Below are 23,083 nucleotides of genomic sequence, written 5' to 3'. Positions count from 1 at the left end.
ACTCCATCTTATGGGCCACAGTTTGGTATGCTTGCCCCTACACTTCCACTAAACGTCCATTCTCTTTCCAGGATTGCAGTATTTGTTCGAGGACCCATTGGTTTTTGTACCCGTCCTCGAACAATGGGGCACGATCCACGGACTCTCCCCTTGCCAGCTTCACGAAGTCTCCATAGGCCGTATGATCATAGATTGCAGGGACCGTCCAAGACTCGTATTCGGCATCCGGGTGCTCCAGATCTCGCAGCACAATGCGAACATTTTCCCGGTTGTTGAGACTGGCGTGCAGCGCACCGAGTTCGCCATAGATATCAACTTCGATATCGTGGCGTTTGCCAATGGCATTTTTGTGGGTGATGAACGTGCCGGCGGTATTATCCCCTATGATTCCATGGAAAGCAGCGAAGTCTTCCACATCTACTTTTACAGGCAGACCTGTGACCGGATCAGGCCGCTCGGGTGTAATCGTATGTAGCAGCGCCGCGACGCTTTTAAATTCACCCACCAGAAAACGGGCCAGGTCAATAATATGCGAGGCTGTATCGCCCACGACCCCGGAGCCTGCCTTCGCTAAATTATGGCGCCATGTATACGGATGTTGACGATATGGTGAGAATGCATCCATCAGATATCGAAATTGAATGTTATAGATGTTGCCCAGCCTGTGTTCATCCAGCAATTGCTTGGCATATTGGAAAGCAGCGCCGTAACGATGCTTATAATGAACCAGAAAAGGCACCGGGTTCGCTGTATACAGCTTTTTCAACTGATCCGCTTCCTCCCACGTGAGTGTCAACGGTTTTTCCGCCAGTACGGCTTTGTGTTCTTCCAGTGCAATACGAATAATGTCAAAATGTACATCGTTGGGTGTCAGCGACAGAATCGCATCCACCTTCGGGTCACGGATTAAGGCTTCATAATGGGGATATTGCTTGGAAACAGGCAGTTGCAATTGCTTACCCAGCAGTTGAAGGCGATTGGGGTTCACATCACTAATGGCCACAATAGAAACCCCCGAGATGGTTTGCAGGGATCTAATGTGATATTCAGCGATAAGGCCCAGGCCGATGACACCCATATGAATGGGTTTGGTTGGGGAGATGGAGGTACTCATGTGATCAGAATTCCTTTCTCTTCAATTTGGCTTAATGCCTGTATCAAACTCCTTTTTGCTATGCAGTATCACCCGTAGCTTTGCAGAATAGTCCCCACAGAAACGAAAGTGGTCCATAAAATAAAAAAAGACCTGCAATTCCGATGTCGGTTTCGCAGATCTTTTTCACACCTTCTCTATACCAATTCACATTAAAAATGTACCTACCTGTTCAATTTTTAGAAGATAATCCGGAAGAGTTATTACCCGGACTCGTCACGATCATGGAGACAGCTTCGCTTCATTCGGTTAATGTAGATGATCTACTTGAAAGATTCTCAGAAAAAATTGAGGATTTTGGAAATCTCGAAGACGCTACAAATAGAACTCACTATTTTAGATTGTTATATCATCGGGCTATTTACTATGCTAAACATCTATGCAAGAAGAGAAGCGGCAATTTGAGCAGTTCCCTAGCAGGCAGGACAATATTAGGCAGGCGTATGAGAAGGGGGAAATTTCAACGACGATCGCTCTGAATAAAATAGTCATTCTAGCAACTCATGTTGTTTCTGACATTGAGTTTATCGCCAAGCAGGTTATTTTATCAAGGCAGAAAAACTTGTCTTGCAGGAGGAGCCTCAGCAGATTTTGGAGCGTATGAAAGAAAAAGTATTTGAAGTGCAGATAGAAGAAAACGCCTTGGCTCATGTGCAAGAGCAATATAAAGCAAGCAATATTACAAGTGAAAACGGCGGTGCCTGTGTTCGAATCGTTAGTGATAGCAAGCCGATAGAAGGGGATGTGCGATCCGTAAAGCCGAATTTGGAGGATGTTTATTTATATATGTTTGATCAGGATTCGAATTAGAATTTAGGCTCACGTCATGGTATCATCCCTGTCCAGGACGTGAGCCTTGTTACTATCTATCCGGAATAACAAACGACACGGTTGTTCCTTCATTAACACGGCTCACGATCGACAAGCCTTGACCGTACAGCTGCTGCAATCGCCGATTCGTATTAGGGATGCCAATGCCTGCTTTTTCACTCTGAGCCGCATTTTGCAATTGATTGACCTTTTCCTGCTCCATTCCCTTGCCGTTATCTTTAACTTCAATAAGGGTGAAGCCCTCCCGGCGAGTAATGGACAGCTGAATCGTACCGCCTGCGTTTCGGCTGAGAAGACCGTGTTTGACGGCGTTTTCGACCAGCGGCTGAATTGAGAGCGGAGGAAGCAGCAGCCGCATGCCCGTCTCCACCTCCCATTTAATCGACAGCCGATCCCCGAACCGCGTTTTTTCGATGTATAGATAGGCTTCAACGAGCGCGAGTTCATGGGCCAGCTCTACTAACTCCCCCGTATTGAGATAATCAAAGCTAATTCGTAAAAAGGACGAGAAGGCCTCACCCAGCTTGCGCATGCTTTCCGTATCGATATCGCTTAACGCCATTAACGAATTAAGGGTGTTGAATAGGAAGTGGGGCTGGATTTGCGCTTGCAAATAGGCAGCCTCCATACGTAGACGCTCTTTAATGGATTGCTTTAGGGCTATCAATGCCCTGATCCGATATTTTAACTCCAAAGCGTCTACGGGCTTCGTCACATAGTCGCTTGCCCCTGCTGAAAATCCGGTGTAAATGTCCGATTGCTGGCTGCGTGCGGTAAGGAGCAGCACAGGAAGCTCTGACATGGAAAACTGCTCTCTAACCTTCTGTGTTAATTCATAGCCGGACATTTGCGACATCATAACATCGGCTATGAGCAGATCCCACTGCCTGGTCCCCAGCAATTCCATCGCCTCCCGTCCGGAACGAGCGGTAGTAATGTTATAAGGCTCCGTTGAAAGGATACTGACAAGAACATTTAGGTTGACCGGATTATCATCAACGGCAATTATATAGGCTTTGTCCTCCTTTAACAGCGGCGGCAGTGCGGCGGCAGCTTCCATTTCCCCAATGGAGTGCGGAAAAAGAAAGTCGGCAGGCACCTCATCTATTATTCCCTTCGTTTGTGCCTGAGCAATAGGGACCTGATTGGGTTCAAAATCTGCTGCGTCTGCTAAAGGCAGATTAAAGCTGAAAACGGAGCCCTTTCCCAATTTGGAGCGAACCGTCAAGTCGCCATTATGCAGCTCGACAAGCTGCTTGCAAATGCTTAAGCCCAGTCCGATGCCCTGCTCACCGCTTATTCCATCAGAGCCTTGCTCATAAGGGAGAAAAATACGCGACTGGGTCGCCTCATCCATGCCGGGCCCCGTATCGGCAATATGAATAACAGCCTGCCTGTCCCGAATTTCGGCTGAGACGGAGATGCTTCCCTCCTCGGTATATTTAAGCGCATTATGCAGCAGGTTATACAAAATTTGAACGAGCCTTTTCTCATCCGCCAGTACCAAAGGCAGCGATTCCGGTATCTCCATATGCAGTTCGATTGGCCTGCTTTCCTTCATAAATTGCAGCATTGCGACAACGCCAGGAGCGATGGACTGAATGCTGAGGGGCTCCCGCTGCAAAACAATGCGCTGTTCCTGAAGCCGAACGACATCGAGAAGATCGCCAAGCAGCTGTGACATCCGTCTGCTGATCGTAATGAGCAGCTGCATATCTTCAAGGCTGCTTTTCGCAAGCCTGGTCTTCTCTTTGGTGACAACGTTATATGCGATGTTCATAATACCGTGCAGCGGCGTGCGGAGCTCATGGGACGTATTAGCCAAAAACTGGTCCTTAATTTTATCCGCTTTTTGTAGCTGCTTGTTCAATTCCATGTTTTCTATCGAATTTCGAAAATACTTTTTAAACCAATAGGCCGAAAAGCCGGTAATAGCAAAAATAATGTCGATGGGATAGTAGACGGTCGTAACATCTCTTGCGCTCTCAGCAATACTCCACAGTAAGTTGGATAAGATGTTTGCTGCGGAGAACAGCAAGAAAATGACGTCATTATCTTTATTTTTTTGCAAAATCATCGTTCCTACTATGTATATAAACCAGACGAATGATATGAAATTAATCGTATGAAATACATTGAAATGGACGATTGTATAAGCAATATTGGCTGGTGAGACCAAGAAAATGCCGGTAAGAGCAACATTCGCTGCAATGTAGGTTTGGAGCCATTTTTCTCGCAGCGGGGCCGCGTTGAAACTTTTGAATAGCAGAAGCAGAAACACATTTTGCCACAGCAGAGAGATCAGTCTAATTTTGATTGCCCATGTATAGTTAATCGGCAGCCATAACAAGAGTATATTATCGTGACTTACTAGAATCGTAATGCCAACGGATATCGTTAACAGCGCTGCGATCAACAAGGTCCTCTCTTTTGAGCTGAATAGATAGAGAATGCAAGCATACAGGCAATGAAGCAGCAGAATAAGAAAAATGAACAGCTGAAATCCAATCGAGTACCAGCGCACAAAATCAATAGTGGCCGCAGTGCCAAAGCGAATCGGAGTTACAATGCCGCCCTTATAGGGGTTGTCGAAATTGGCCACACGAATGACCAGTTCAATCTCGGTCACTCCTTCTGTGTCATAAGTAGAGGTAAAAGAGATGCTTTTGGGTGTATATTCATTTGCAGCGTCGGCTAGCTTGCCCATAATGGCAAAATTTTTTCCGTTAATTTCAATTTCCGATGCCGCCTGAATTTTTTTAAACCAGAATGAAACAGGAGTCTGAAGCGAATCAATCAAAATGCGAAGACGATACGTTCCATACCCGTACGAGTTGTTTGAATGCTGCTGAAGCGCGCTCCCCCAGTCACCTGGTACGGTAACATGGCTTGCTTCGGGTTCCTTCTCCAGAAACTCGTCTCCCGTAACAAAATTTTCAGGATAAAACTGCCATTCTCCATTCAAATAGAGCACAGGGGAATTTTCCAGATCAATACCGCGCAGGTCAAGCACGCCGCCAACAGCACGGGGCTGGTGGTCGGATACGGGAAAAACGACAGACCACGCCCATCTCATGCCGACTAATGCAGCAAAAATAAACAGCATGATTGTTATATATTTAAAAAGTGTTATATGCTTTGCCTGCATGACGTTCATCAATTTTGTCATAAATGAATAAAACCTCTTTTGACCGCTCTTTATTGTTAATTCTTTACATTATAGCATAGGATTTAGCCATTCTCTTGCTTGGCTGCTAAAGAGAGCAGGTAACATCAAAGGTATCAAGATTCTGTAGAGCTTATTTTACTGTTTTTAACATCATATAATATGATTAATGATGCGGACTTCAAAAAGTTTGTTGTACTATTTGAAGTTTATCGGCAGTATGCTTCAAATGAGCAAATAGAGCAGTATCAAAACCTTTTTTAGGAGCTGTTGAAGCATGAAGAAGGCATTAGTATCTGTGATGGTGATATTCGCTCTTGTTAGTATTGTACCCCTAAGTGGTTTTACCAGCGGATCAATCACAACTTTTTCACCTTCTAATCACGGTTGGAATTAATATGTGATAGCGGTAAATAAGAACCATCGGTGTGGAGTGAACACCGATGGTTCTTTTATTTTGACGCTTGTCCGAAACAATTCTCGTGCGAATTTTTAAAGTCTCTCGGTTCTTATTCCGCTCTACGATTCTAATGGTCCCCATATTCATCCTAGCCCCCGGAATGAGATCGGCTACGCGAGCCGCCATAGGAATAGCCGCTGCTGCCGCAATCCCCAGGATTACGGCTTTGTTCTCAGCTACTACAGCTTGATATTCTTCTCGTCAAAATATTCCTCCAGCGTCATTCCCTGCTTGGCTACATCCTCCGCGATGTCAGTTCCCACATAACGAATATGCCAAGGCTCGTATACATAGCCAGTCACATCTTCCTTGTCCTTCATATAACGAATAATAAATCCGTATTCCGGCGCATGCTTCTCCAGCCACTCGCCTTCCTTGGAGGCTCCGAAGGATTGCTCCAGCACATTGCCTACGCTTGGACTGGACACATCAATCGCCAATCCTGTCTGGTGCTCGCTTGTACCCGGTACCGCACTGACTTTAGAGGCATATTCCTGCCCCTTTGTCTTCACATTGTTGTTGAAAATGGAAACCTGACGCTTATAGGAACGGTATCCCGATACAGCATGCAGCTCAATGCCGTCCTTCTTCGCACCGTCGAACAGCTTCTCCAGCGCCTCTGCCGCTTCCTTGCGCATATGCCGCTTCTCATGCGGACCTTCGAAGGAAAAAGGTACCTTCGGCTCCACCAGATCGTCCGGGGCATAGCCTACAGGCAAGCTGCGCTTTTTGTTCACCACGACGGTATCAGACGTAGCGTTGGTGACAATGGCAGTCCCCCCATCTTCCTTCACCGTGGCTTGCAGCGCACTCTCGCTTCGTAGCGCCATCACGGGATCTGCCTGTCCGCTTCCTGTACCCACCGAGGCTTGTCCAGTACCCGTTTCAGTACCGCTACTATTGCCCGCATTCGACTGGGTGGCAGGCTGCACGCTCTCCTGTGTCGTCGGGGATGATTTCAGCGGCTCGCTTTCCTGCCCACCCGAACCTCCCTGCTGGCACGCTGCCAACAGCAGCCCCGGCAGGATCAGTCCCGGGATAAGCGCTTTGCTCCAGCGCTGAGGGGTCCGTTTCTGTTGCATATGTTGTTTCATGCGGATATCTCCTCCAATATTACATTTGATGCATGGCTTACTATGGTTTTCCGTTCCCCTATTGTAACTGAACTTCCGACACTCTTCGAAGCCGTTATCCAGTTCGATGAAGCTGAATAGGCCCGAAAAAGAAAGAATAGACCCGAATTGTTAGGGAGTATGACGTTTTTGCGGAATTGTGGCCCGGGCGCGTTCAGCTACACGCTCACGTATGAGCTTCAGTGCCTCTTCCACACGGGGCAGTCCCGGCAGCAATGCCGTAATATCCGCTTCATTCACTGGAGCAAGCTTCTGCGGCAGGCGAATCTCAATGGCATGAAAGCCCGCGCCGGGACGGTGCAATGCTCCTTCGGCGGCAGATTCAGCAATCCATTCGCTGATCGCCGCCGATCCGCTGCGTGCGCCCTCTGACCGCGAGGTTGGCTCATGCGCGAGAGATGCCCCCTGCACATGGGACAGTTCACCTGCCCAAGCACTGAATACGAATTCCAGCAGTGCTTCGCGCGTCATTCCGATCAGGTCCAGACCAAGCAGCGGCTCGCTTTCCAGCCCCGCTTGGAGAGCCTTCTTCGCTTCGTCGGCTGCACCAACGCCGTCCTCCAGATTGGATGTAGCCGCATCGGCTGCTACCTGAACGACCTCATCCAGCGAGAGGCAGGCCTCCCCCTGTATAAAACGGTATATGTCCCAAGGCTCCGCCTTTAGCTGCTCCAGCCAGGCTGTCCGCTGTTCCGGGTCCAGTACAGGCACGGTACCAGTCCAGCGGGCAGCCTGAGCAATCGCCGAACCGTTGTCTGTTCCGTACTCCTCTACTTCCGCCTCCCATTGACCGTCAGTTACTCGCAGCTTCACTCGCGGCCTTGTCATCGTCTTCATCCTTTCTGTGCTTACTCAATCCATATATCATTTTGCAGCGCAATCAGACCACGCAATTCATCGTCAGACATTTCCGTCAGCCAATGCTCACCGGAGCCGACAACCTGCTCGGAAAGCGCCTTTTTGCTCTCGATCAGCTCGTCGATCCGTTCCTCCAGCGTACCTTGGCAGATCAGCTTATGCACCTGCACGTTCCGGCTTTGACCAATGCGGAATACCCGATCCGTCGCCTGATTTTCTACCGCAGGATTCCACCAGCGGTCATAGTGGATAACATGACTGGCACGCGTCAGGTTCAGGCCAACGCCGCCCGCCCGCAGGGAAAGCACGAATATATTCGGCCCTTCCCCCTGCTGGAAGTTGTGGACGATTTCGTCCCGTCTGGTTTTCGCCAGCCCCCCATGCAGGAAATACGGTTCTTCCCCGAAAATCCGGGCCAGCCGTGCTACCAACAGCTCTCCCATGGACACATATTGGGTGAAAATCAGAGCGGATTCTCCATTCTCCCGAATGGTTTCCACCAGTTCCAGCAGCCGTTCCATTTTGCCCGAATTTTCGGTTTTTCCAGTGTCAGCCCGGCCCGGAATGATCAGACCCGGATGGTCGCAAATTTGCTTCAGCTTGGTCAGCGAAGACAGGACAAGCCCCTTGCGGGCGATACCGATCTGCCCGTCCAGTGTCCCCATGAGTTGATCCACCACGCCGCGATACAATCCAGCCTGCTCCGGTGTCAGTACACAATATGATTTCAATTCCAGCTTCTCCGGCAAATCCTTGCGTATATCCGGATCGCTTTTGAGTCGACGCAGCATGAACGGCGAGACGAGACGATATAGCTCGCGCAGCGCACCCCCTCTCTCCTCTCCCGCCATACTGTAGCGCTGACGGAACGAAGATGAGGTGCCGAGGTAACCCGGATTCAGAAATTGAAAAATGGACCACAGCTCACTCAGCCGATTCTCCACCGGGGTGCCCGTCATGGCGATCCGATGCGGTGCTGACAGCTTCATTACGCTCTGAGCCTGCTTTGTCCGTGCATTTTTAATATATTGCGCCTCATCCAACACGATAGAGGACCAATAGACCGCAGATAAATCGCTGCCGTCCCGACCCGCCAAATGGTAGGTAGTGAGAACGATATCATACTCGCGGACGCTTTCTTGAAATGCCTCCCCGTGAAGTCGCTGGTTGCCGTGATGAATATAAAGTGACAAATCCGGCGAAAAACGCTTCAGCTCCCGCTGCCAGTTACCGAGCAGCGAGGTCGGACAGACGATCAACGCTGGACGCTGATCCGTCGCGCCGATGCCGCCATCGAGCAGGCAGGTAATAACCTGAATCGTTTTACCAAGCCCCATGTCGTCCGCAAGGCAGACACCGAAGCCCAGCCCGCGCATGGCAGCCAGCCATTGGAAGCCGCGCTCCTGATAAGGACGCAATGCGCCATGCAGCGTCTTTGGTACAGGGCGCGGCTCCACAGAACGAAGCACGCCGCCCTCAACCAGAGAGGCCAGCAACCCGGCAGATTCCGCGCCGAAGATGGACAGGCCCTTCCATGAGGCCTCGCCTGCACCTTCATTTTCCGCGGCCAGATGCATCCATTCGGACAAGGTCATTTCGCCGTCTTCACCGCGCTTGATAAAACGCAGCACCTGACGAATTTCCTTCGGATCGACCTCGATCCATTCGCCTCCCAGACGTACATACGGCAAATTAGCCGCGACGATGCTTTCCAATTCCTCCATCGTCAAGGTCGTATCGCCCAGCACAGCCTCTGCATCAAAGGAAATCATGCGGTTAATACCGACCGTCGATGTGTCGGTATTCACGCCTTCCGGCGGGGTGCCGCGCTCCGCTGAACGCATTTTGAGCCGCAAGCCTGCGCGGCGGCGACCCTCTCGGCTCCAGCGTGAAGGCATTTGCACGGTGGTTCCGTTCTTTTGCAGAGCGGGTACGGCTTCCGTCAGGAAGCGGAAGAACAGCTCTGGCTCCAGCGTGAGGCCCTCGGGATAAGGGCGACTTAACGCTTCTTGCAGTATCGGCGCCGCTTCGGCCGCCTGTCCAAGCAGCAGCAGCAGCTGTGCCTGCACTTGGCGATACACGATGGTGCCACGCACCAGATCGCGCTCGGGATGCGCCCACAGCGCCAAAGCAGGCAGTCGCAACCCCGGCTCGGCATCGCTTTCCGCCCAAAAGGTAATACGCCATTCCTTCACATTCTCTTCCAGTGAAGGCTCCAGACGAAGACACAGACGAACCTGCCCTTCGATCGGCTCCTGATCCTCCCGTTCCATGACTGGCATCGCGCTTCCTTCAAGAGAGGCCGCCTGGAGAACCAACTCCTCCATCTCGGCAGGCGTTCCCTGTATCGCAACCGGGCGGGAACCTGTTAGCAGACTGTTCCACCACAGTTCTGCCAGCGGCGATCCCCCGCGCCGATACTCTGCGCGATATCTGCTCAGCTCACGATCGGAGGCTGCCAGCACCGCGGTCGTTTCCGCATGGATGACCGCACACAGGAAGGAATAGAGCACAATTCCCGCTGCATCCTCCCGTGTTTCCGGCTCCTTGCCTGCGAAGACGGCGGGAGCCGCCATACAGACGGCTGGCATCGCCGAAGCCAGCTCATGAAAGCGGCGAACGTCCTCCTCCTGGCGCAGCCGGGGAATCCACACCCCAACCGCCGCCTCCGGGCCGCGACGGCGCGGTCCCGATGGACGCGCCTCTGTAAGCGATGGCGCAATTTCGCCTCGCTGCATCAGTTCCAGCGCAAAATAAGCGGCCTTTTGCCAATATTGCATTTCCTCTCCCAGCGTAATGCCCGACGTGGCACAGCCCTTCTCGTCCATACGGGTCAGCAGGGCCAGCGTTTCGCGCGGTTCCAGCGCCAAGCCCTCCAGCGTGCGGCCCAGCATGGAGCGTCTTTTGCCTCCTCTGCCTGCGACTTCCACACGAGCGGTGTTCGGTATCCGCACCTCAGCAAGACGCAACGCAGCCTGCCGAAACGGCCGAAGGTCTCCCTTCAGCGTCAGCCTGCGGACCACACTGCTCCACGCATCAATACGTGGTTCCGACGTCTCACCAGAAAAGCAAAAAAACACATCTCCGAGCCATATTCCATAAAGCGGTTGATTCATATCTGTCTCCCGTCCAGCCTTTTGAATTATTACTCTTCATCATATACGAAAATGGGCTCTTTTCAAAACTTTATCGCAAAAATAAATGGAAACTCATAAGTTAATAACCTTAAATATTCATGTGATTAACTATACAAAAGAGACTCAATCTATAGGATCAAGTCTCTTTTCTTCATCATCAGCTTCCGCATCCTTCAGATAAGGATTCAGGCTGTCTTGCAGCAGTTGCCTGACTCGCATACGCAGCTCTTCCGGATATATAACCTCGGCCTCCGGCCCATACTTTAACAGGAGTCTGGATACATAACTCAATTCCTCGAGCGGAATATATCCCTGCCATTCCTGATGGGAGACATTCTGGAAGAGGGGGTCTGATTCCGCCAGCCGGGCACCAAACGCAGTAAACTTTATTTTTGACGGAATTCCCTGGCGGGAATCATCCGAAGCCATCCATTCCCGGAGTGTGGGAAGGCTGGGTAAGGTTTGTTCCAGCATGGTCATTGCGATTACCCGATCAGAACGGTACAGGATAATCCGGTCTTTGCTATGCGCTGGCATGTACCAATATCCGTGATCAAAATATAGCCCAACCGGATATACTTCAGTCCACTTTTCCCCGGAAGCGGAGCGGTAATGCATCTTCACCCGGCGCTTATTCAACGCAGCCTCCAAAATGAGCGAGGTGTAGGGCGACTCTGCGTGAGTAGGCATCATGCGAAAAGAGATATAATCCTTCAATTGATCAATGCTATCCTGCACATCCTGTGGAAGCCCGGCATAATATTGCTCGGATACATGCCCACGAACCGATCCGAAAGGGATATCAGGAATGTCTTCCAGCAGTTGCAGCATGAGAAAAAGACCCAAGGCCTCGTCGCGGGCAAGATGAAGGGGCGGAAGAAGTCGATTGGGAAGCGCCCGGTACCCGCCATGAGGTCCAGTTTCGGTATAAAGGGGTAACCCGGTCTGCTGCAAATAGTCGAGATCTCTTTGTATCGTCCTGACGGAGACGTCAAAACGCTCGGCAAGCTCACGTGCCGTATATTTTTTTCGGGAATCCAGTATCCTCATAAGGGCAATTCTGCGTTCGTTCATCAGGTACTCCTTTTATTAAAAATTCAATCGGATACGCAATTTAACTACGACATGATATGTCATAAATACATTATATCATAGGAGATAGAAAGGAGCGATGAACGATGAAGGATACAAAATCTCGCAACAAAACTGTGCTGTATATTGCCATGAGTCTCGACGGGTATATAGCGCTGCCAGATGGCTCAGTGGACTGGCTGTATGATGTCAAAGGGGACGGCGGGGACAATGGATATGCCGACTTTTACGACACCGTAGGCACGGTGCTGATGGGCAGGTTAACGTATGAGGAGGTATTGAAGCTTTCAGATGATTTCCCTTATGCTGGCAAGCCGTGTTATGTACTCACCCGGTCATTAACGAAGCATCAGCAAGCACCGCATGTTACGTTTACAGACGAAGCTCTGTCTGAGCTTGTTCCGCGTCTGCAAGAACAATCGGAAGGTGCAGTATGGCTGGTGGGTGGAGGCCAGCTAGTTCAGGCCTTCATGCGAGAGGGACTGCTGGAGGAGGCTATCATTGCGGTCATTCCCAAGGTGCTCGGACAAGGAATACCATTATTTCCAGAAGGAACACCGCCAAGTACGTTTGAACTCAAAGAAATAGAACGCCGCGGGGATATCATTATGCTTCATTATCATATATAACTCTGTTTACAGAAAAGCCTTCGTATTTCAGGATCAAGCAATCTCCCTGACATACGAAGGCTGTATCGCGTGCTTTTGTTCATTATTTGGTCTTCAAATTATCCCACGTGCTCTGGAAATCCTCGAACAGCTTCCCGGCATCCGATTTACCCGCCACATAGGCTTGCATTTGACTGCCGAATTCCTGCTGCGCTCCTTCAGGATAGCGGGCAAAGAACCAGCCCAGCAGCTTATTTTCCTGACTGTATTTCACCACTTCGGCACCCAATTGGCCCATATCGGCCTCTGACCCTTTGATGCTCTTGAACGCCGGAATGAATTTGAATTCCTTGGTGATATACTTTTTACCCTGCTCGGATGTCACCATCCAGTTTAAAAACTCCTTCGCCTCGGCTTTGACAGATGAATTTTTGTTAACCACCCAGTTGTTGGCGACTCCTACAAACAGCTTATCTCCGGCTGCTGCGTCTTCACCAATCGGCATAGGCAAAATACCCAGATTCAGCTTTGGATTAATCCCGTCAATTTGTACTTGGGTCCAATTCCCTTGCTGCATCATGGCGGCCTTGCCCGTAGCAAAATTCGTTACCTGAGTATTGTAATCCGTCGTCAGCGGTTTGGAGTTGCCATACTTGAGCGTCAGATCGAACAGCTTGATCCACTCGGCGAATACAGCGTTGCCCGGGATTTTCGCTGTTCCATCATTCAGTCCCTTCACGAAAGCTGACGGGTCCGGCTGATTGGCAAATGCCACGTTCAGCAAATGATTGCCCAGCACCCAAAACTCCTGATATCCATTAGAAAAAGGGGTAATTCCTGCGGCTTGGAGCTTTTGGGCAGCCCCTTCCAGCTCGGACAGCGTTTTGGGTGTCTCGGTAATGCCCGCTTTCTTGAATAAATCCTTGTTATAAATAAAGCCGTAGCCCTCCAGATTCATCGGCTGACCGTACAGCTTGCCGTCCTTGCTCATGGGCTCCTTGGCGACATCGACCACGTCACCGACCCAAGGCTGGTCAGACAGGTCCTCCAAATACTCCAGCCACGTATCCAGCTCCCGGTAGCCTCCTACGTTAAAAATATCCGGTTGCTCCCCGGAGGCAAACTTCGCCTTCAAGGCAGCCCCATAGTCGCTACCTCCGCCCACGGTCTGAATATCGAGCTTGATTCCCGGATGGGACGCTTCATATTCCGCCTTCATGCGATTGAGCGCTTCTGCAATTTCCACCTTGAACTGAAAAATATGAATCGTCTTTTCCTTGGCTTCCTCTTTTCCTGCATTTTGTTCACCACCGCTACTGTTACAGCCTGCCAGAACAAGTGCAAAAGCAGCGAGAAGCAGAATCAGAGCTTGGGCTTTCTTTTTAAAAGTATGCGTTTTCATAATTATGTTCCTTTCTATCCAAAAAGTGATAGTTATTTTCAGGGTACACTCAGCCTTTGACTGAGCCAGCCATAATACCTTGAATAATATATTTTTGCATGGCCAGAAAGAATATGATCACTGGCAAGATACCCAGTACCAGTGCAGGCAATGCCAAATCCCACTGCTTGGTGTACTGTCCGAAAAAGGCATAGGTCGCGATTGGAATCGTTCGCAGCTCCGCCTTTTGCAGCACAAGAGAAGGCAGCAGATAATCATTCCAAATCCAGAGCGTATTCAAAATAATAACCGTTACCATCATCGGCAGCATCAACGGATATACAATGCGGAAAAACACACCGTAAGGCGTACAGCCGTCTACCGTTGCCGCCTCCTCCACCTCAACCGGTACGCCTTTAACAAACCCGTGAAAGAGAAAGATGGACATAGGCGCCCCGAATCCCAAATAACAGATAACCAGACCACCGATGCTGTTCATTAAACCCAGTGTACTGACCACCTTGACCAAAGGAATCATCACGGATTGAAAAGGAATGACCATGGCAGCCACGAACAGGGTGAACAACACCCGGTTATAACGCGTCGGATGCCGGACCATCCGGTAAGCAGCCATCGAGCTGATCAGCGCAAGCGACAGATTACTGACCACCGTAACCACGAGCGAATTCCATAAGGCCTCAGGAAAACGTGTAATGCTCCATGCTCTGGCATAGTTACTCCATACAAACGTTTGCGGCCAGGCTGCCGAATCGGTGAGCAGATCACCAAAGCTTTTGACCGAATTGACGAACAAAAAATAAAACGGAACGAGGAATATCAAAGCGACGAGAATCATGACCAGCTCGGTCACCCATGTTCCGGCACGGTAACGCTTGCTTGTTTCCATTTACGCCTCCACCTCCCGGCTTTTCGTCAAACGCACCTGAAGGCTCGTAACAAGCGCAACAATGATAAAGAATATAAGTGCTTTGGCCGTTCCCAGCCCATAACGATTATTCACAAACGCTTCATTGTAAATATTGAGTGCGACTGACTCCGTGGAACCGAAGGGCCCCCCTTTGGTCAGTGACAAATTGAGATCGAACATTTTAAACGACCACGAGATCGCCAGGAAAAGACATACCGTAACGGCAGGCATGATCAAAGGCAGTATAATTGACCTTAATATTTGCATCCGGCTCGCTCCGTCAATTTCAGCTGCTTCCAGCATATCCCGCGGCACATTGGTCAGGGAAGAGATGTAGATGACCATCAAATATCCGGCGGTTTGCCAGATAAACACGATCACAATACCCCAGAAAGCCGTGATCTCATCTCCCAGCCAGGGCAGATTGAAGAAAGACAAGTCCGTACTCTCTCCAATCGCTGCAAATCCTTTGACGAAAATAAACTGCCAGATAAATCCCAGCAACAGCCCTCCAATCACATTGGGCATGAAAAAAATAGTCCTCAGCACATTTTTTGTTTTCAGCGGCTTGGTTAAAAAATACGCCAGCAAAAAACCAATCATATTCGCAGCCACTACTCCAATCACCGTAAAACGGACCGTAAACCAGAACGCTGTCCTAAACTTGTCATCATCCAGTAAAATGTGACTGAAATTATCCAATCCGACCCACTTCGCCTGATTAGCAACTCCATTCCACTCTGTAAAAGAATAGTACATTCCTAGCATGAAAGGGATTACAATAATGATAACGAAAAATAACGTCGACGGCCCTACGAAAATCCATTGCTGGAGCCATTGCGACGATTTGGCGCGGTTCAAGCCGATCCCCCCTTTTTTGTCTGTTGGCGTCTGGAGCGCTCCTTACGGCTTCCTCAAGCAGCATGGGCGCTTTGACCATTCGATTTGCGGTTCACATGTTCATTATGTCGAATAAGCGCTCTGGAGAACACGCAAGATCGTGAACCATTCAGGGGGAAAATATTGACCTCCGGCTTGCCTTGAATTGTGAAAGGAGCTATTCGCATGAAATTCCACAGCATTCGTTCTCGCCTGATCTGGTTTCTCTTAATTGCGGTTACTCTGCCGCTGCTGCTGTCGATGACCATGACCTTCATTCTTACCAAGCAATCCTTGCGAGAGCAGGCCACACAAGAAAATGAACGGCTTATTTTTCAGGGAATTACGAATCTGGATAACTATTTACAAGGATTAAACCGCGCGTCCATTGGAGTCTATAATGATCCTCATTTCCTGCGCAACCTGGCTAAAATTCCGAATGATTACCGGGCCGTTGCCGAAATTTACACCACGCTGCAAACGATGATGAATGCTTCGTCAGGCATCGATCAGGTGTATTTGCACTCTTTTGAGGCCAGGCAATCTACGCTGATTACCAGCACAGTCCCTCTACGGGAATTCCGGCTGGCACCCTTTCCCGGTTCAATTCATTACGGCTCTTCCGGATTGTTCATCCAGCCTTCACATACGAAGCATTTGTACGGCTTTTCGACGGTTTCCTATGCAGAACACGACACACAGCGGCAGGTATTTACACTCCATCGGGCGATTCGGAACATTCCTTCCTCAGAGATGCTTGGGGTGCTTGCTATGGATGTTCGTCTGGACCCGCTGCGTAGCATTTGCCGTCAGTTGTACGATGCAGATACAGAGGAACTGTTTTTGATCGACCGGAACGGAACGATCATATATAGTGGGCAGGAAGCGTTGATTGGAACACACTGGAAGGAATCTGGTCTGCTTAATCGAATTTCTAAAGAAGGCGAGCATGGAGTCATTGAAGACGATACGGCATTGCAGGTGTATGGCAAGCTGGATGCCAACCTGTCAGGCTGGACGATCGTCAAGAAAATCCCTAATCGCACGCTTTATTTACGGGCCACTCGCCTGACCCAGATCAATGCAGTCATTACAGGCGCAGCGTTGCTGCTCGTCATTGTCGCCACCTTGTGGATTTCCATCAAAATCACGGAGCCCATCAAACGACTGACCCGCTACATAAACCAGATTCAGTCCGGTCAACTGGATGTAGACATCCGGGCCATGAGCAATGATGAGATCGGAGTGCTGTCACGCCGTTTCAGACAGATGATGGATACCATCAACAATCTCATTTTACGGGAATACAAGCTCGAACTGGCGAACAAGACACATCAATTGAAAGCGCTTCAAGCACAGATTAATCCTCATTTTTTATACAATACGCTACAATCTATCGGAACGCTGGCTCTACAGCATGAGGTGCCGCGAATCTATTCTCTGCTCTCTTCCCTTGCCAAAATGCTGCGCTATAACATGCGGGATCATACGGTCGTAACACTTAAGGAAGAGGCCGAGCATGTAAAGCAATATCTTGATTTGCAAAAAGAACGCTTTGGCGAGCAATTAGAGGTCACTTACCAGTGGGCAGATGGAGTCCTGGATGACCAGGTGCCCAAAATGATTCTCCAGCCATTAGTGGAAAATTACTTTAAACACGGTGCTGATCCGCGGCTGGGACATGGTGAAATTCGAATTGCAGGCTGCCGAATTCGGGAAGGAATCGTGAAGATAACAGTGGAAAATAACGGAACTTCCATTCCGCAGGCTGAGTTGGAGCAGCTCCAGCATATGCTGAAACGTCCGCTGAAAGCCTATGAGGAACCGAACACTGGCGAGTCGGATTCTATCGGACTCCGTAATGTGCTGCTGCGCATCCAGCTTCACTCCGAAGACGGCTCTAATACCCTGTATGTAGACAATATTCTGCCTCATGGCGTTCGTTATACACTCGAAATTCGTACCGAAGCCCATACCGAAATTCATATTAAGGGAGAGTGACCTGTCATGAAAGTGCTGATTGTGGATGATGAAAAGCATGTGCGCCATGCCATTCGAATGCTTGTACATTGGGAAGCTTGTGGCGTGACTGAGGTCATTGAAGCTGAGTCGGGAGATCAGGCGATTGAGGTCATCACCGCCCTTTCGCCACCTGTTGTACTCACGGATATGCGGATGCCTGGCAAGGACGGGGTGGCCCTAATGGAGTGGATTCAGGTGAATTCCCCCGCGACCAGAGTCGTGGTGGTCAGCGGCTATGACGATTTTGAGCTGGTCCGGCAGGTCATCCGTCGGGGAGGCATGGACTATATTCTCAAGCCTGTGGACCCGGTGGAGATTAACGAGGCTTTAACCAAAGCCACTCAAGCCTGGCAGACAGCGGAGCAAGACCGGAACAGGCACACGATGCAGGCGATTGAGGTGAACCGGATGAGGCCGCACTATGCCGACAAGCTCCTGACCGAGCTGGTGTCCGGCACGGCGAATACCCATCTTTCCATCACGCCTTTACGTGAGGAACTGCATCTTCCTGCGGCTATTCATATGTGCAATGCAGCGGTGATGAGCACCACTCAACTGGATGCCGATATACTGGACAAATACAAAACGCGGCACACGCTTCTGGGCTTTTCCCTGATTAACATCTGTAACGAGTTTCTCGGGAATTCCCAAACCGGGATTGCGTTCCGTCATCTGGAGCGTATGGACGAAATTATTCTGCTGTATTGGGGCGAACCGTCCCGCTGGCCGCTGCTCTTGCAGGATATACACACAGGGATAAGAACGGCGTTGCGGTGCTATATGCATATTGGAATCGGCTCTTTCGGTGCCTTTCCCGTGACGGCGGCCACAGCCTACCAGGAAGCGCGGCAAGCATTGTGGAAACGGGATGTGCTGCAAGCCGCCGACTGGCTGCACCATAGCTCTCTTGCACGGCAAGCCGTACGTCTTCCCCAGCTTCCCGAGATGGAGGAGGAGCTGCGGCTTAGTGCACTCAGCTGCAACGCCAGTCGTATAGCTGCGGCGGCTGGCCGCTGGATATCAGCCGTAGCCGAGCTGCCTTCGGTTACGGCAGAGCAACTGGTCGGCTGGAATCAGGAGCTGGACTGGATGCTGGCCCGCTGGCTGAACGACAGACCCGGCGATGCGGCAGGGGAGGAACTGGCAGACGAGCACGGCTCCATCCCTGCCCTGCCGGTCGACAACCGGGGCTTGCTATCCCTGCCCCTATGGCAGAAGCAGGTTGAAAACCGACTGCTTGCGGCCGGTCAGGCCCTTACACCAAGCCATAGCCCAAGCAATCCTGTTATCCGTGATATTGCCCGCTATCTGGACGCTCATTACGATGAGGACATTTCCCTACAGGATATGGCGAGCCGTTTTTACCTCAGTCGGGAATATATCTCTCGTAAATTCAAGCAGGAATACGGCGTTAATCTGTCCGAGTATCTATGTCGGATCAGGATGGACAAAGCGAAGCTGCTGCTGTTAAACGACAAGCTACGCCTTCATCATATTGCCGGTATGGTTGGTTATCAGGACGAAAAATATTTTGGCAAGGTATTCAAAAAACTGGAGGGCATCACGCCCGGCGAGTTCAGAAAACGCCATTCTGTAGATCCTCAGCCGTTAACGCATACAGCACATGATCTTCCCAGACACCATTAATCTTCAAAAAGTTTAGAGCCAGCCCTTCCCGGCGAAATACGGCCTTTTCCATCACTCGATTGGATGGCGTATTTCTCGGCATAACCCCGGCCTGTATACGGTGCAATCCCAATTCATTGATGGCGTAACGTACAACATCCTTTACTGCTGAGGTGGCGTAGCCTTGTCCGTGATGTGCAGGATCTACGAAGTATCCCAGATTCGCATTTTGAAAAGGGCCTCTGGCTACGCCCGATAGCTCCATTCTGCCGATCAGCTTATCATTTTCCGGCAAAAAAAGTCCAAACGTATATCCCTGCCCGGTTTGCACAGCTTCAAGGCCGATGGAAATCAGGCGGGCCTGTTCTTCCAGCGTAAAGTAAATTTCAGACCGTTCTGGCTCAAATGGCTTAAAAAAATCAAAATTTTCGCGTCTAATCTCCAATAATCGTTCTGCATCACTTACTTGTAAAAGTCGAATCCGTAACCCGGGATGGGTGGACTCTATTGAAAACGAACCATTAGCTTCATGTAACATTGTCATTTTCCTTCTTTCTCGCTATTCATATGTTTCGTACTCACGGGACACAAGACAGGAAAATACCCCGGATGCTTGGCAGCAACCCAGGGTATCCCTTCAATTCAAAAATTAATCCGTAAAAGTCACCCAGCCGGGTGTCATCGTCAACGCACCCCACAGGTAGTCCGGAATGACCAGCTCCTGTTGAGCTTGCTTGGACAATGTCGTGCGGATCGTATCTTCTGTTCCGTTTTGCACCTTCTGAACCCATTGCGGCTCCTTCAGAAGCGGACGTCCCAGTGAAACCAGCGGTACACCTGTCTCCAGCGCTGCAAGCGCCTCGTTCGGTGTATTCAGCGACCCAACTCCCATAATCGGCACGCGATTTCCAACTTTCTCATGAATGAGAACAGTACGTGACCGTTCGTCGCTACGGTCACGGAACGAACCACCGAAGAAATGCATGACGGCAATGTGCAGGTAATCCAGCCCTTGATCCGCCAAGCGGTCTACGAGCACCAGCGTATCGTCCAATGTAATGCCTGGCGTGTGTCCCTCTTCGGGAGACAAGCGATAGCCGAAAACGAACGGCTGCTTCGCATGCTCTGCGATCACTTTCTTCACTTCGTGAACAACCGCCAGCGGGAAGGTCAAGCGTTTCTCAAGGCTTCCTCCCCATTCGTCGGTACGAAGGTTGGAATGCGGGGAGAAGAACTGCTGCACCAGATAACCGTTCGCGCCGTGAAGCTCCACACCGTCATAGCCCGCTTCAATCGCGCGGCGAGTCGCTTCGCCATAGGCACGGATAACACGGTGAATATCATCGGTGGTCATTTCACGCGGCACAGGTGCGCCTTCTTTTTCCTCAGCCACCGCGCTTGCGCTGATCGGCTGTCCGTCCGGTATTTGATCCGGTGGGCACGAACGACCGCCATGATAAATTTGCAGAATCGCTTTTGCGCCCTCCTGATGAATCGTGTCGGCCAGACGACGCAGGCTCGGAATCATTTCATCCTTGTCCGCGCCAAACTCATTTACAAAGCCTTTACCGTCTGGAGTCACGTACACGCAAGCGGTAATGACCGCACCTACACCGCCGGAACGTTCACGGTAGTAAGCCAACTCCTGGTCACTGACTTCACCATTTTCATGAGACGCAAAGTTGGTCATAGGAGCCATCGTGATACGGTTTTTCAATGTAACGCCAGATGGCAGAGTAAAAGTATCAAATAAAGGTTTATATTTCGGGTTCATTCGTTTTCTCTCCTTCAGTTTAAGTCAGATCAGATGAGGCTGTAAACCATGAAACCTGCCTACTGTGACTTGCTTTAATTGCTTACTTTAATACAGTGGTTATAATAACCACAGTATAATGATCCGCCTCCATAAAGTCAAATCTAACCTTTTGACCTTCCTTAAACTGTCCGGAAAATCTGAACCTTAGCCACTTGTCATAAGCCACCGACAGTAATTCAATTGTTCCTGGCTGTGCTGTCCTTTTCTTCCCGACGGGAAAACCAGGTCGCAAGCAGCGAGCCGGAAATATTGTGCCACACGCTGAAAATGGCACTCGGAACAGCAGCAACCGGATTAAAATGAGCCGCTGCCAGCGCCGCGCCCAACCCGGAATTTTGCATCCCTGTTTCCAGTGTAACGGCTTTGCGTTTGGAAAGATTCATTCCGAACATCACGATGCCAAGGAATAGCTGTATGTATCCCTTCAGCCCTGTAAACGCCGCAGGAAAGAAAAATCCCAGACATGCAAATAAAAGTACCCAGATCGAAAAGGTTCCTCCTACGAACTTCCCCGCTTTTTCCAAACCATTCATTCTCCTATCTTCTCACTTCTAGTGCTTAAAATTTTTATCATTGGATTACATATGACTGCATATAAATACACCTTTTTAATAAAATATTTGTAGCATGAAACTTTTCCCGGCAAGGACATATTTGGTAGCAAATTGGGTATATTCATAGTAGAAGATTGTGACCAGTCGGTCATTCCACGGTTCATTATTCATTGAGGAGGAGATGCCCTATGGCACAAAGCCATTCATTGAAATGGTGGAATATCATTGCGTTTATCGCTGTCATCGTCATTAACATTCTGGCTTCCACACTTCCCATCGGCGGAAGAAGCACTGCTGCCGTATCCAACATGTACCCTACCCTGCTGACACCTGCGGGTTATGCCTTTTCCATCTGGTCGGTTATTTACTTGCTGCTTGCCTGCTTTGTTGTGTATCAGGCTACATCGGCAGGACAAACCAAGACGAGCGTTCAGTCTATCGGGGTTTTCTTTATTTTAAGCTGTATCTTCAACATGATCTGGATTTTTTTGTGGCAGTATGTATATGTAGAGTTGTGTGTGATTGTCATTATCCTGTACTTGCTCTCTCTGGCTGTCGTATATGTGCGCACTCGTACGCCGCAACCAACCCTCGGGGAAATGTGGTTCGTCAAGCTCCCGTTCAGTCTGAATCTTGGCTGGGTATCCGTCGCTACCATCATCAACATCACGGTGGCACTGAAAAAGAACGAGTGGAGCGGCTGGGGGCTCAGCGATACTACTTGGGCGATCATCATCCTGGTCATTGGCACCGTGCTTGCTATCATGGTCAGCTTCCCATATCGTGACAGCATTTATCCACTTGTGTTCGTGTGGGCTTATGTCGCCATCGCCATCGAGCATCCGAACAATGAAAACGTGCGGTTGGCTGCATTCATTCTGGCCGCAATCATCCTGGTGTACTCGCTTTGGCTGTTCTTTGCCCGTAACCGGGACCGGGACTAAAGGAATCTCATCACGTATACCACAGGCATAAAAGAACTTCCATTTCCACATCATGTGTGGATTTTGGAAGTTCTTTTATATTCCTCAGCCTATTCGCCTTTCAAGGCGATAACTTCAATCTCCACTAGTGCATCCTTCGGCAGACGTGCTACCTCCACCGCACTACGAGCCGGATACGGCTGTTCGAAGAAAGAGCTGTATACTTCATTTACGCTGACAAAATCGTTCATATCTTTCAGGAATACGGTCGCTTTCACGACTTGGTTCAGGCTGCTTCCAGCCGCTTCCAGAATAGCCTGTACGTTGCTCAAGGACAGACGAGCCTGCTCCTGTACATCTTTACCGAACTCACCTGTTGCCGGATTCAGTCCAAGCTGTCCTGAGGTGTAAATAAAACCACCCGCCTCTACAGCTTGGCTATAGGGTCCAATAGCGCCGGGAGCTTTTTCAGTGGCAATTGTTTTTTTCATATAGGTTGAATTCTCCTTCCTGATA

Annotated in this window: 18 protein-coding genes; 5 read left to right on the top strand and 13 right to left on the bottom strand. The window is 50.0% G+C overall.

The window, feature by feature from the left end; all coding sequences use genetic code 11:
- Positions 1-37 precede the first annotated feature (37 nt).
- Positions 38-1,114, bottom strand: a complete 1,077-nt coding sequence (locus tag QD47_RS13070; protein ID WP_044646544.1) for a Gfo/Idh/MocA family protein — start codon at positions 1,112-1,114, stop codon at positions 38-40.
- A gap of 630 nt (positions 1,115-1,744) precedes the next feature.
- Here QD47_RS13070 and QD47_RS13065 point away from each other — a divergent pair.
- Entirely contained in the window at positions 1,745-1,963 is a 219-nt protein-coding gene (locus QD47_RS13065) for a hypothetical protein (protein WP_152643803.1), read from the top strand.
- Between the two features lie 52 nt (positions 1,964-2,015).
- Here QD47_RS13065 and QD47_RS13060 read toward each other — a convergent pair whose 3' ends face one another.
- The 5 genes from QD47_RS13060 to QD47_RS13040 all read right to left on the bottom strand — a co-directional run bounded on the left by QD47_RS13060 (position 2,016) and on the right by QD47_RS13040 (position 11,812).
- On the bottom strand, positions 2,016-5,153 hold the full coding sequence (locus QD47_RS13060; RefSeq protein WP_044646542.1) for a hybrid sensor histidine kinase/response regulator: 3,138 nt from the start codon (positions 5,151-5,153) through the stop codon (positions 2,016-2,018).
- A gap of 636 nt (positions 5,154-5,789) precedes the next feature.
- Positions 5,790-6,704, bottom strand: a complete 915-nt coding sequence (locus QD47_RS13055; RefSeq protein WP_044646541.1) for a M15 family metallopeptidase — start codon at positions 6,702-6,704, stop codon at positions 5,790-5,792.
- A 150-nt stretch (positions 6,705-6,854) separates the two neighbouring features.
- Positions 6,855-7,571, bottom strand: coding sequence for a hypothetical protein (locus QD47_RS13050; protein WP_044646540.1), 717 nt, complete (start codon positions 7,569-7,571; stop codon positions 6,855-6,857).
- A gap of 20 nt (positions 7,572-7,591) precedes the next feature.
- The gene (locus tag QD47_RS13045; RefSeq protein ID WP_044646539.1) at positions 7,592-10,717 is read right to left on the bottom strand and encodes a DEAD/DEAH box helicase; all 3,126 of its coding nucleotides are present in this window, start codon (positions 10,715-10,717) and stop codon (positions 7,592-7,594) included.
- Between the two features lie 144 nt (positions 10,718-10,861).
- Entirely contained in the window at positions 10,862-11,812 is a 951-nt protein-coding gene (locus QD47_RS13040; protein WP_044646538.1) for a helix-turn-helix transcriptional regulator, read from the bottom strand.
- 104 nt (positions 11,813-11,916) lie between these two features.
- Here QD47_RS13040 and QD47_RS13035 point away from each other — a divergent pair, with 104 nt between their 5' ends.
- Positions 11,917-12,459 (top strand): dihydrofolate reductase family protein, encoded by a 543-nt coding sequence (locus QD47_RS13035; RefSeq protein ID WP_044646537.1) that lies wholly within the window; start codon positions 11,917-11,919, stop codon positions 12,457-12,459.
- An 82-nt stretch (positions 12,460-12,541) separates the two neighbouring features.
- On the opposite strand, the gene QD47_RS13030 is transcribed toward QD47_RS13035, so the two are convergent.
- From QD47_RS13030 to QD47_RS13020, 3 genes are read right to left on the bottom strand one after another with little or no spacing between them, the layout of a single operon-like run.
- Positions 12,542-13,840, bottom strand: a complete 1,299-nt coding sequence (locus QD47_RS13030) for an ABC transporter substrate-binding protein (protein WP_044646536.1) — start codon at positions 13,838-13,840, stop codon at positions 12,542-12,544.
- Between the two features lie 49 nt (positions 13,841-13,889).
- Positions 13,890-14,726: a carbohydrate ABC transporter permease gene (locus QD47_RS13025; RefSeq protein WP_044646535.1), complete on the bottom strand. Its 837-nt coding sequence runs from the start codon at positions 14,724-14,726 to the stop codon at positions 13,890-13,892.
- Positions 14,727-15,608, bottom strand: coding sequence for a carbohydrate ABC transporter permease (locus QD47_RS13020; RefSeq protein WP_044646534.1), 882 nt, complete (start codon positions 15,606-15,608; stop codon positions 14,727-14,729).
- 204 nt (positions 15,609-15,812) lie between these two features.
- Here QD47_RS13020 and QD47_RS13015 point away from each other — a divergent pair, with 204 nt between their 5' ends.
- Entirely contained in the window at positions 15,813-17,627 is a 1,815-nt protein-coding gene (locus QD47_RS13015; protein ID WP_044646533.1) for a sensor histidine kinase, read from the top strand.
- Positions 17,628-17,633: 6 nt separating this feature from the next.
- On the top strand, positions 17,634-19,295 hold the full coding sequence (locus QD47_RS13010; protein ID WP_044646532.1) for a response regulator: 1,662 nt from the start codon (positions 17,634-17,636) through the stop codon (positions 19,293-19,295).
- Here the strand turns inward: QD47_RS13010 and QD47_RS13005 are convergent.
- From QD47_RS13005 to QD47_RS12995, 3 genes are all read right to left on the bottom strand, one after another.
- Positions 19,225-19,812 carry a GNAT family N-acetyltransferase gene (locus QD47_RS13005; RefSeq protein WP_044646531.1) on the bottom strand — a complete coding sequence of 196 codons (588 nt, stop codon included), beginning with the start codon at positions 19,810-19,812 and terminating at the stop codon, positions 19,225-19,227. The two genes, QD47_RS13010 and QD47_RS13005, sit on opposite strands and share 71 nt — an antisense overlap.
- A 111-nt stretch (positions 19,813-19,923) precedes the next feature.
- Positions 19,924-21,048, bottom strand: a complete 1,125-nt coding sequence (locus QD47_RS13000) for an NADH-dependent flavin oxidoreductase (protein WP_044646530.1) — start codon at positions 21,046-21,048, stop codon at positions 19,924-19,926.
- 218 nt (positions 21,049-21,266) lie between these two features.
- Positions 21,267-21,623 carry a hypothetical protein gene (locus tag QD47_RS12995; protein ID WP_044646529.1) on the bottom strand — a complete coding sequence of 119 codons (357 nt, stop codon included), beginning with the start codon at positions 21,621-21,623 and terminating at the stop codon, positions 21,267-21,269.
- A 209-nt stretch (positions 21,624-21,832) separates the two neighbouring features.
- Here QD47_RS12995 and QD47_RS12990 point away from each other — a divergent pair, with 209 nt between their 5' ends.
- Positions 21,833-22,588, top strand: coding sequence for a tryptophan-rich sensory protein (locus tag QD47_RS12990; protein WP_044646528.1), 756 nt, complete (start codon positions 21,833-21,835; stop codon positions 22,586-22,588).
- 89 nt (positions 22,589-22,677) lie between these two features.
- Here the strand turns inward: QD47_RS12990 and QD47_RS12985 are convergent, their stop codons facing one another.
- Positions 22,678-23,058, bottom strand: coding sequence for a RidA family protein (locus QD47_RS12985; RefSeq protein WP_014279543.1), 381 nt, complete (start codon positions 23,056-23,058; stop codon positions 22,678-22,680).
- Positions 23,059-23,083: the final 25 nt, after the last annotated feature.

It is taken from the genome of Paenibacillus terrae, assembly GCF_000943545.1.
Taxonomy (GTDB): Bacteria; Bacillota; Bacilli; order Paenibacillales; family Paenibacillaceae; genus Paenibacillus; species Paenibacillus terrae_A.
Note: the sequence above shows the minus strand (reverse complement) of the source record. Positions and strands in the feature narration are given on the sequence as shown.

Excerpts from the sequence above, each read along its gene's own strand:
- QD47_RS12990 (WP_044646528.1), top strand. The coding sequence starts at position 21,833 with ATGGCACAAAGCCATTCATTGAAATGGTGGAATATCATTGCGTTTATC.
- QD47_RS13005 (WP_044646531.1), bottom strand. The coding sequence starts at position 19,812 with ATGTTACATGAAGCTAATGGTTCGTTTTCAATAGAGTCCACCCATCCC.
- QD47_RS13050 (WP_044646540.1), bottom strand. The coding sequence starts at position 7,571 with ATGACAAGGCCGCGAGTGAAGCTGCGAGTAACTGACGGTCAATGGGAG.
- QD47_RS13045 (WP_044646539.1), bottom strand. The coding sequence starts at position 10,717 with ATGAATCAACCGCTTTATGGAATATGGCTCGGAGATGTGTTTTTTTGC.
- QD47_RS13035 (WP_044646537.1), top strand. The coding sequence starts at position 11,917 with ATGAAGGATACAAAATCTCGCAACAAAACTGTGCTGTATATTGCCATG.
- QD47_RS13025 (WP_044646535.1), bottom strand. The coding sequence starts at position 14,726 with ATGGAAACAAGCAAGCGTTACCGTGCCGGAACATGGGTGACCGAGCTG.
- QD47_RS13055 (WP_044646541.1), bottom strand. The coding sequence starts at position 6,704 with ATGAAACAACATATGCAACAGAAACGGACCCCTCAGCGCTGGAGCAAA.
- QD47_RS13000 (WP_044646530.1), bottom strand. The coding sequence starts at position 21,048 with ATGAACCCGAAATATAAACCTTTATTTGATACTTTTACTCTGCCATCT.
- QD47_RS13010 (WP_044646532.1), top strand. The coding sequence starts at position 17,634 with ATGAAAGTGCTGATTGTGGATGATGAAAAGCATGTGCGCCATGCCATT.
- QD47_RS13070 (WP_044646544.1), bottom strand. The coding sequence starts at position 1,114 with ATGAGTACCTCCATCTCCCCAACCAAACCCATTCATATGGGTGTCATC.
- QD47_RS13030 (WP_044646536.1), bottom strand. The coding sequence starts at position 13,840 with ATGAAAACGCATACTTTTAAAAAGAAAGCCCAAGCTCTGATTCTGCTT.
- QD47_RS12985 (WP_014279543.1), bottom strand. The coding sequence starts at position 23,058 with ATGAAAAAAACAATTGCCACTGAAAAAGCTCCCGGCGCTATTGGACCC.
- QD47_RS13015 (WP_044646533.1), top strand. The coding sequence starts at position 15,813 with ATGAAATTCCACAGCATTCGTTCTCGCCTGATCTGGTTTCTCTTAATT.
- QD47_RS13040 (WP_044646538.1), bottom strand. The coding sequence starts at position 11,812 with ATGAACGAACGCAGAATTGCCCTTATGAGGATACTGGATTCCCGAAAA.
- QD47_RS12995 (WP_044646529.1), bottom strand. The coding sequence starts at position 21,623 with ATGAATGGTTTGGAAAAAGCGGGGAAGTTCGTAGGAGGAACCTTTTCG.
- QD47_RS13060 (WP_044646542.1), bottom strand. The coding sequence starts at position 5,153 with ATGACAAAATTGATGAACGTCATGCAGGCAAAGCATATAACACTTTTT.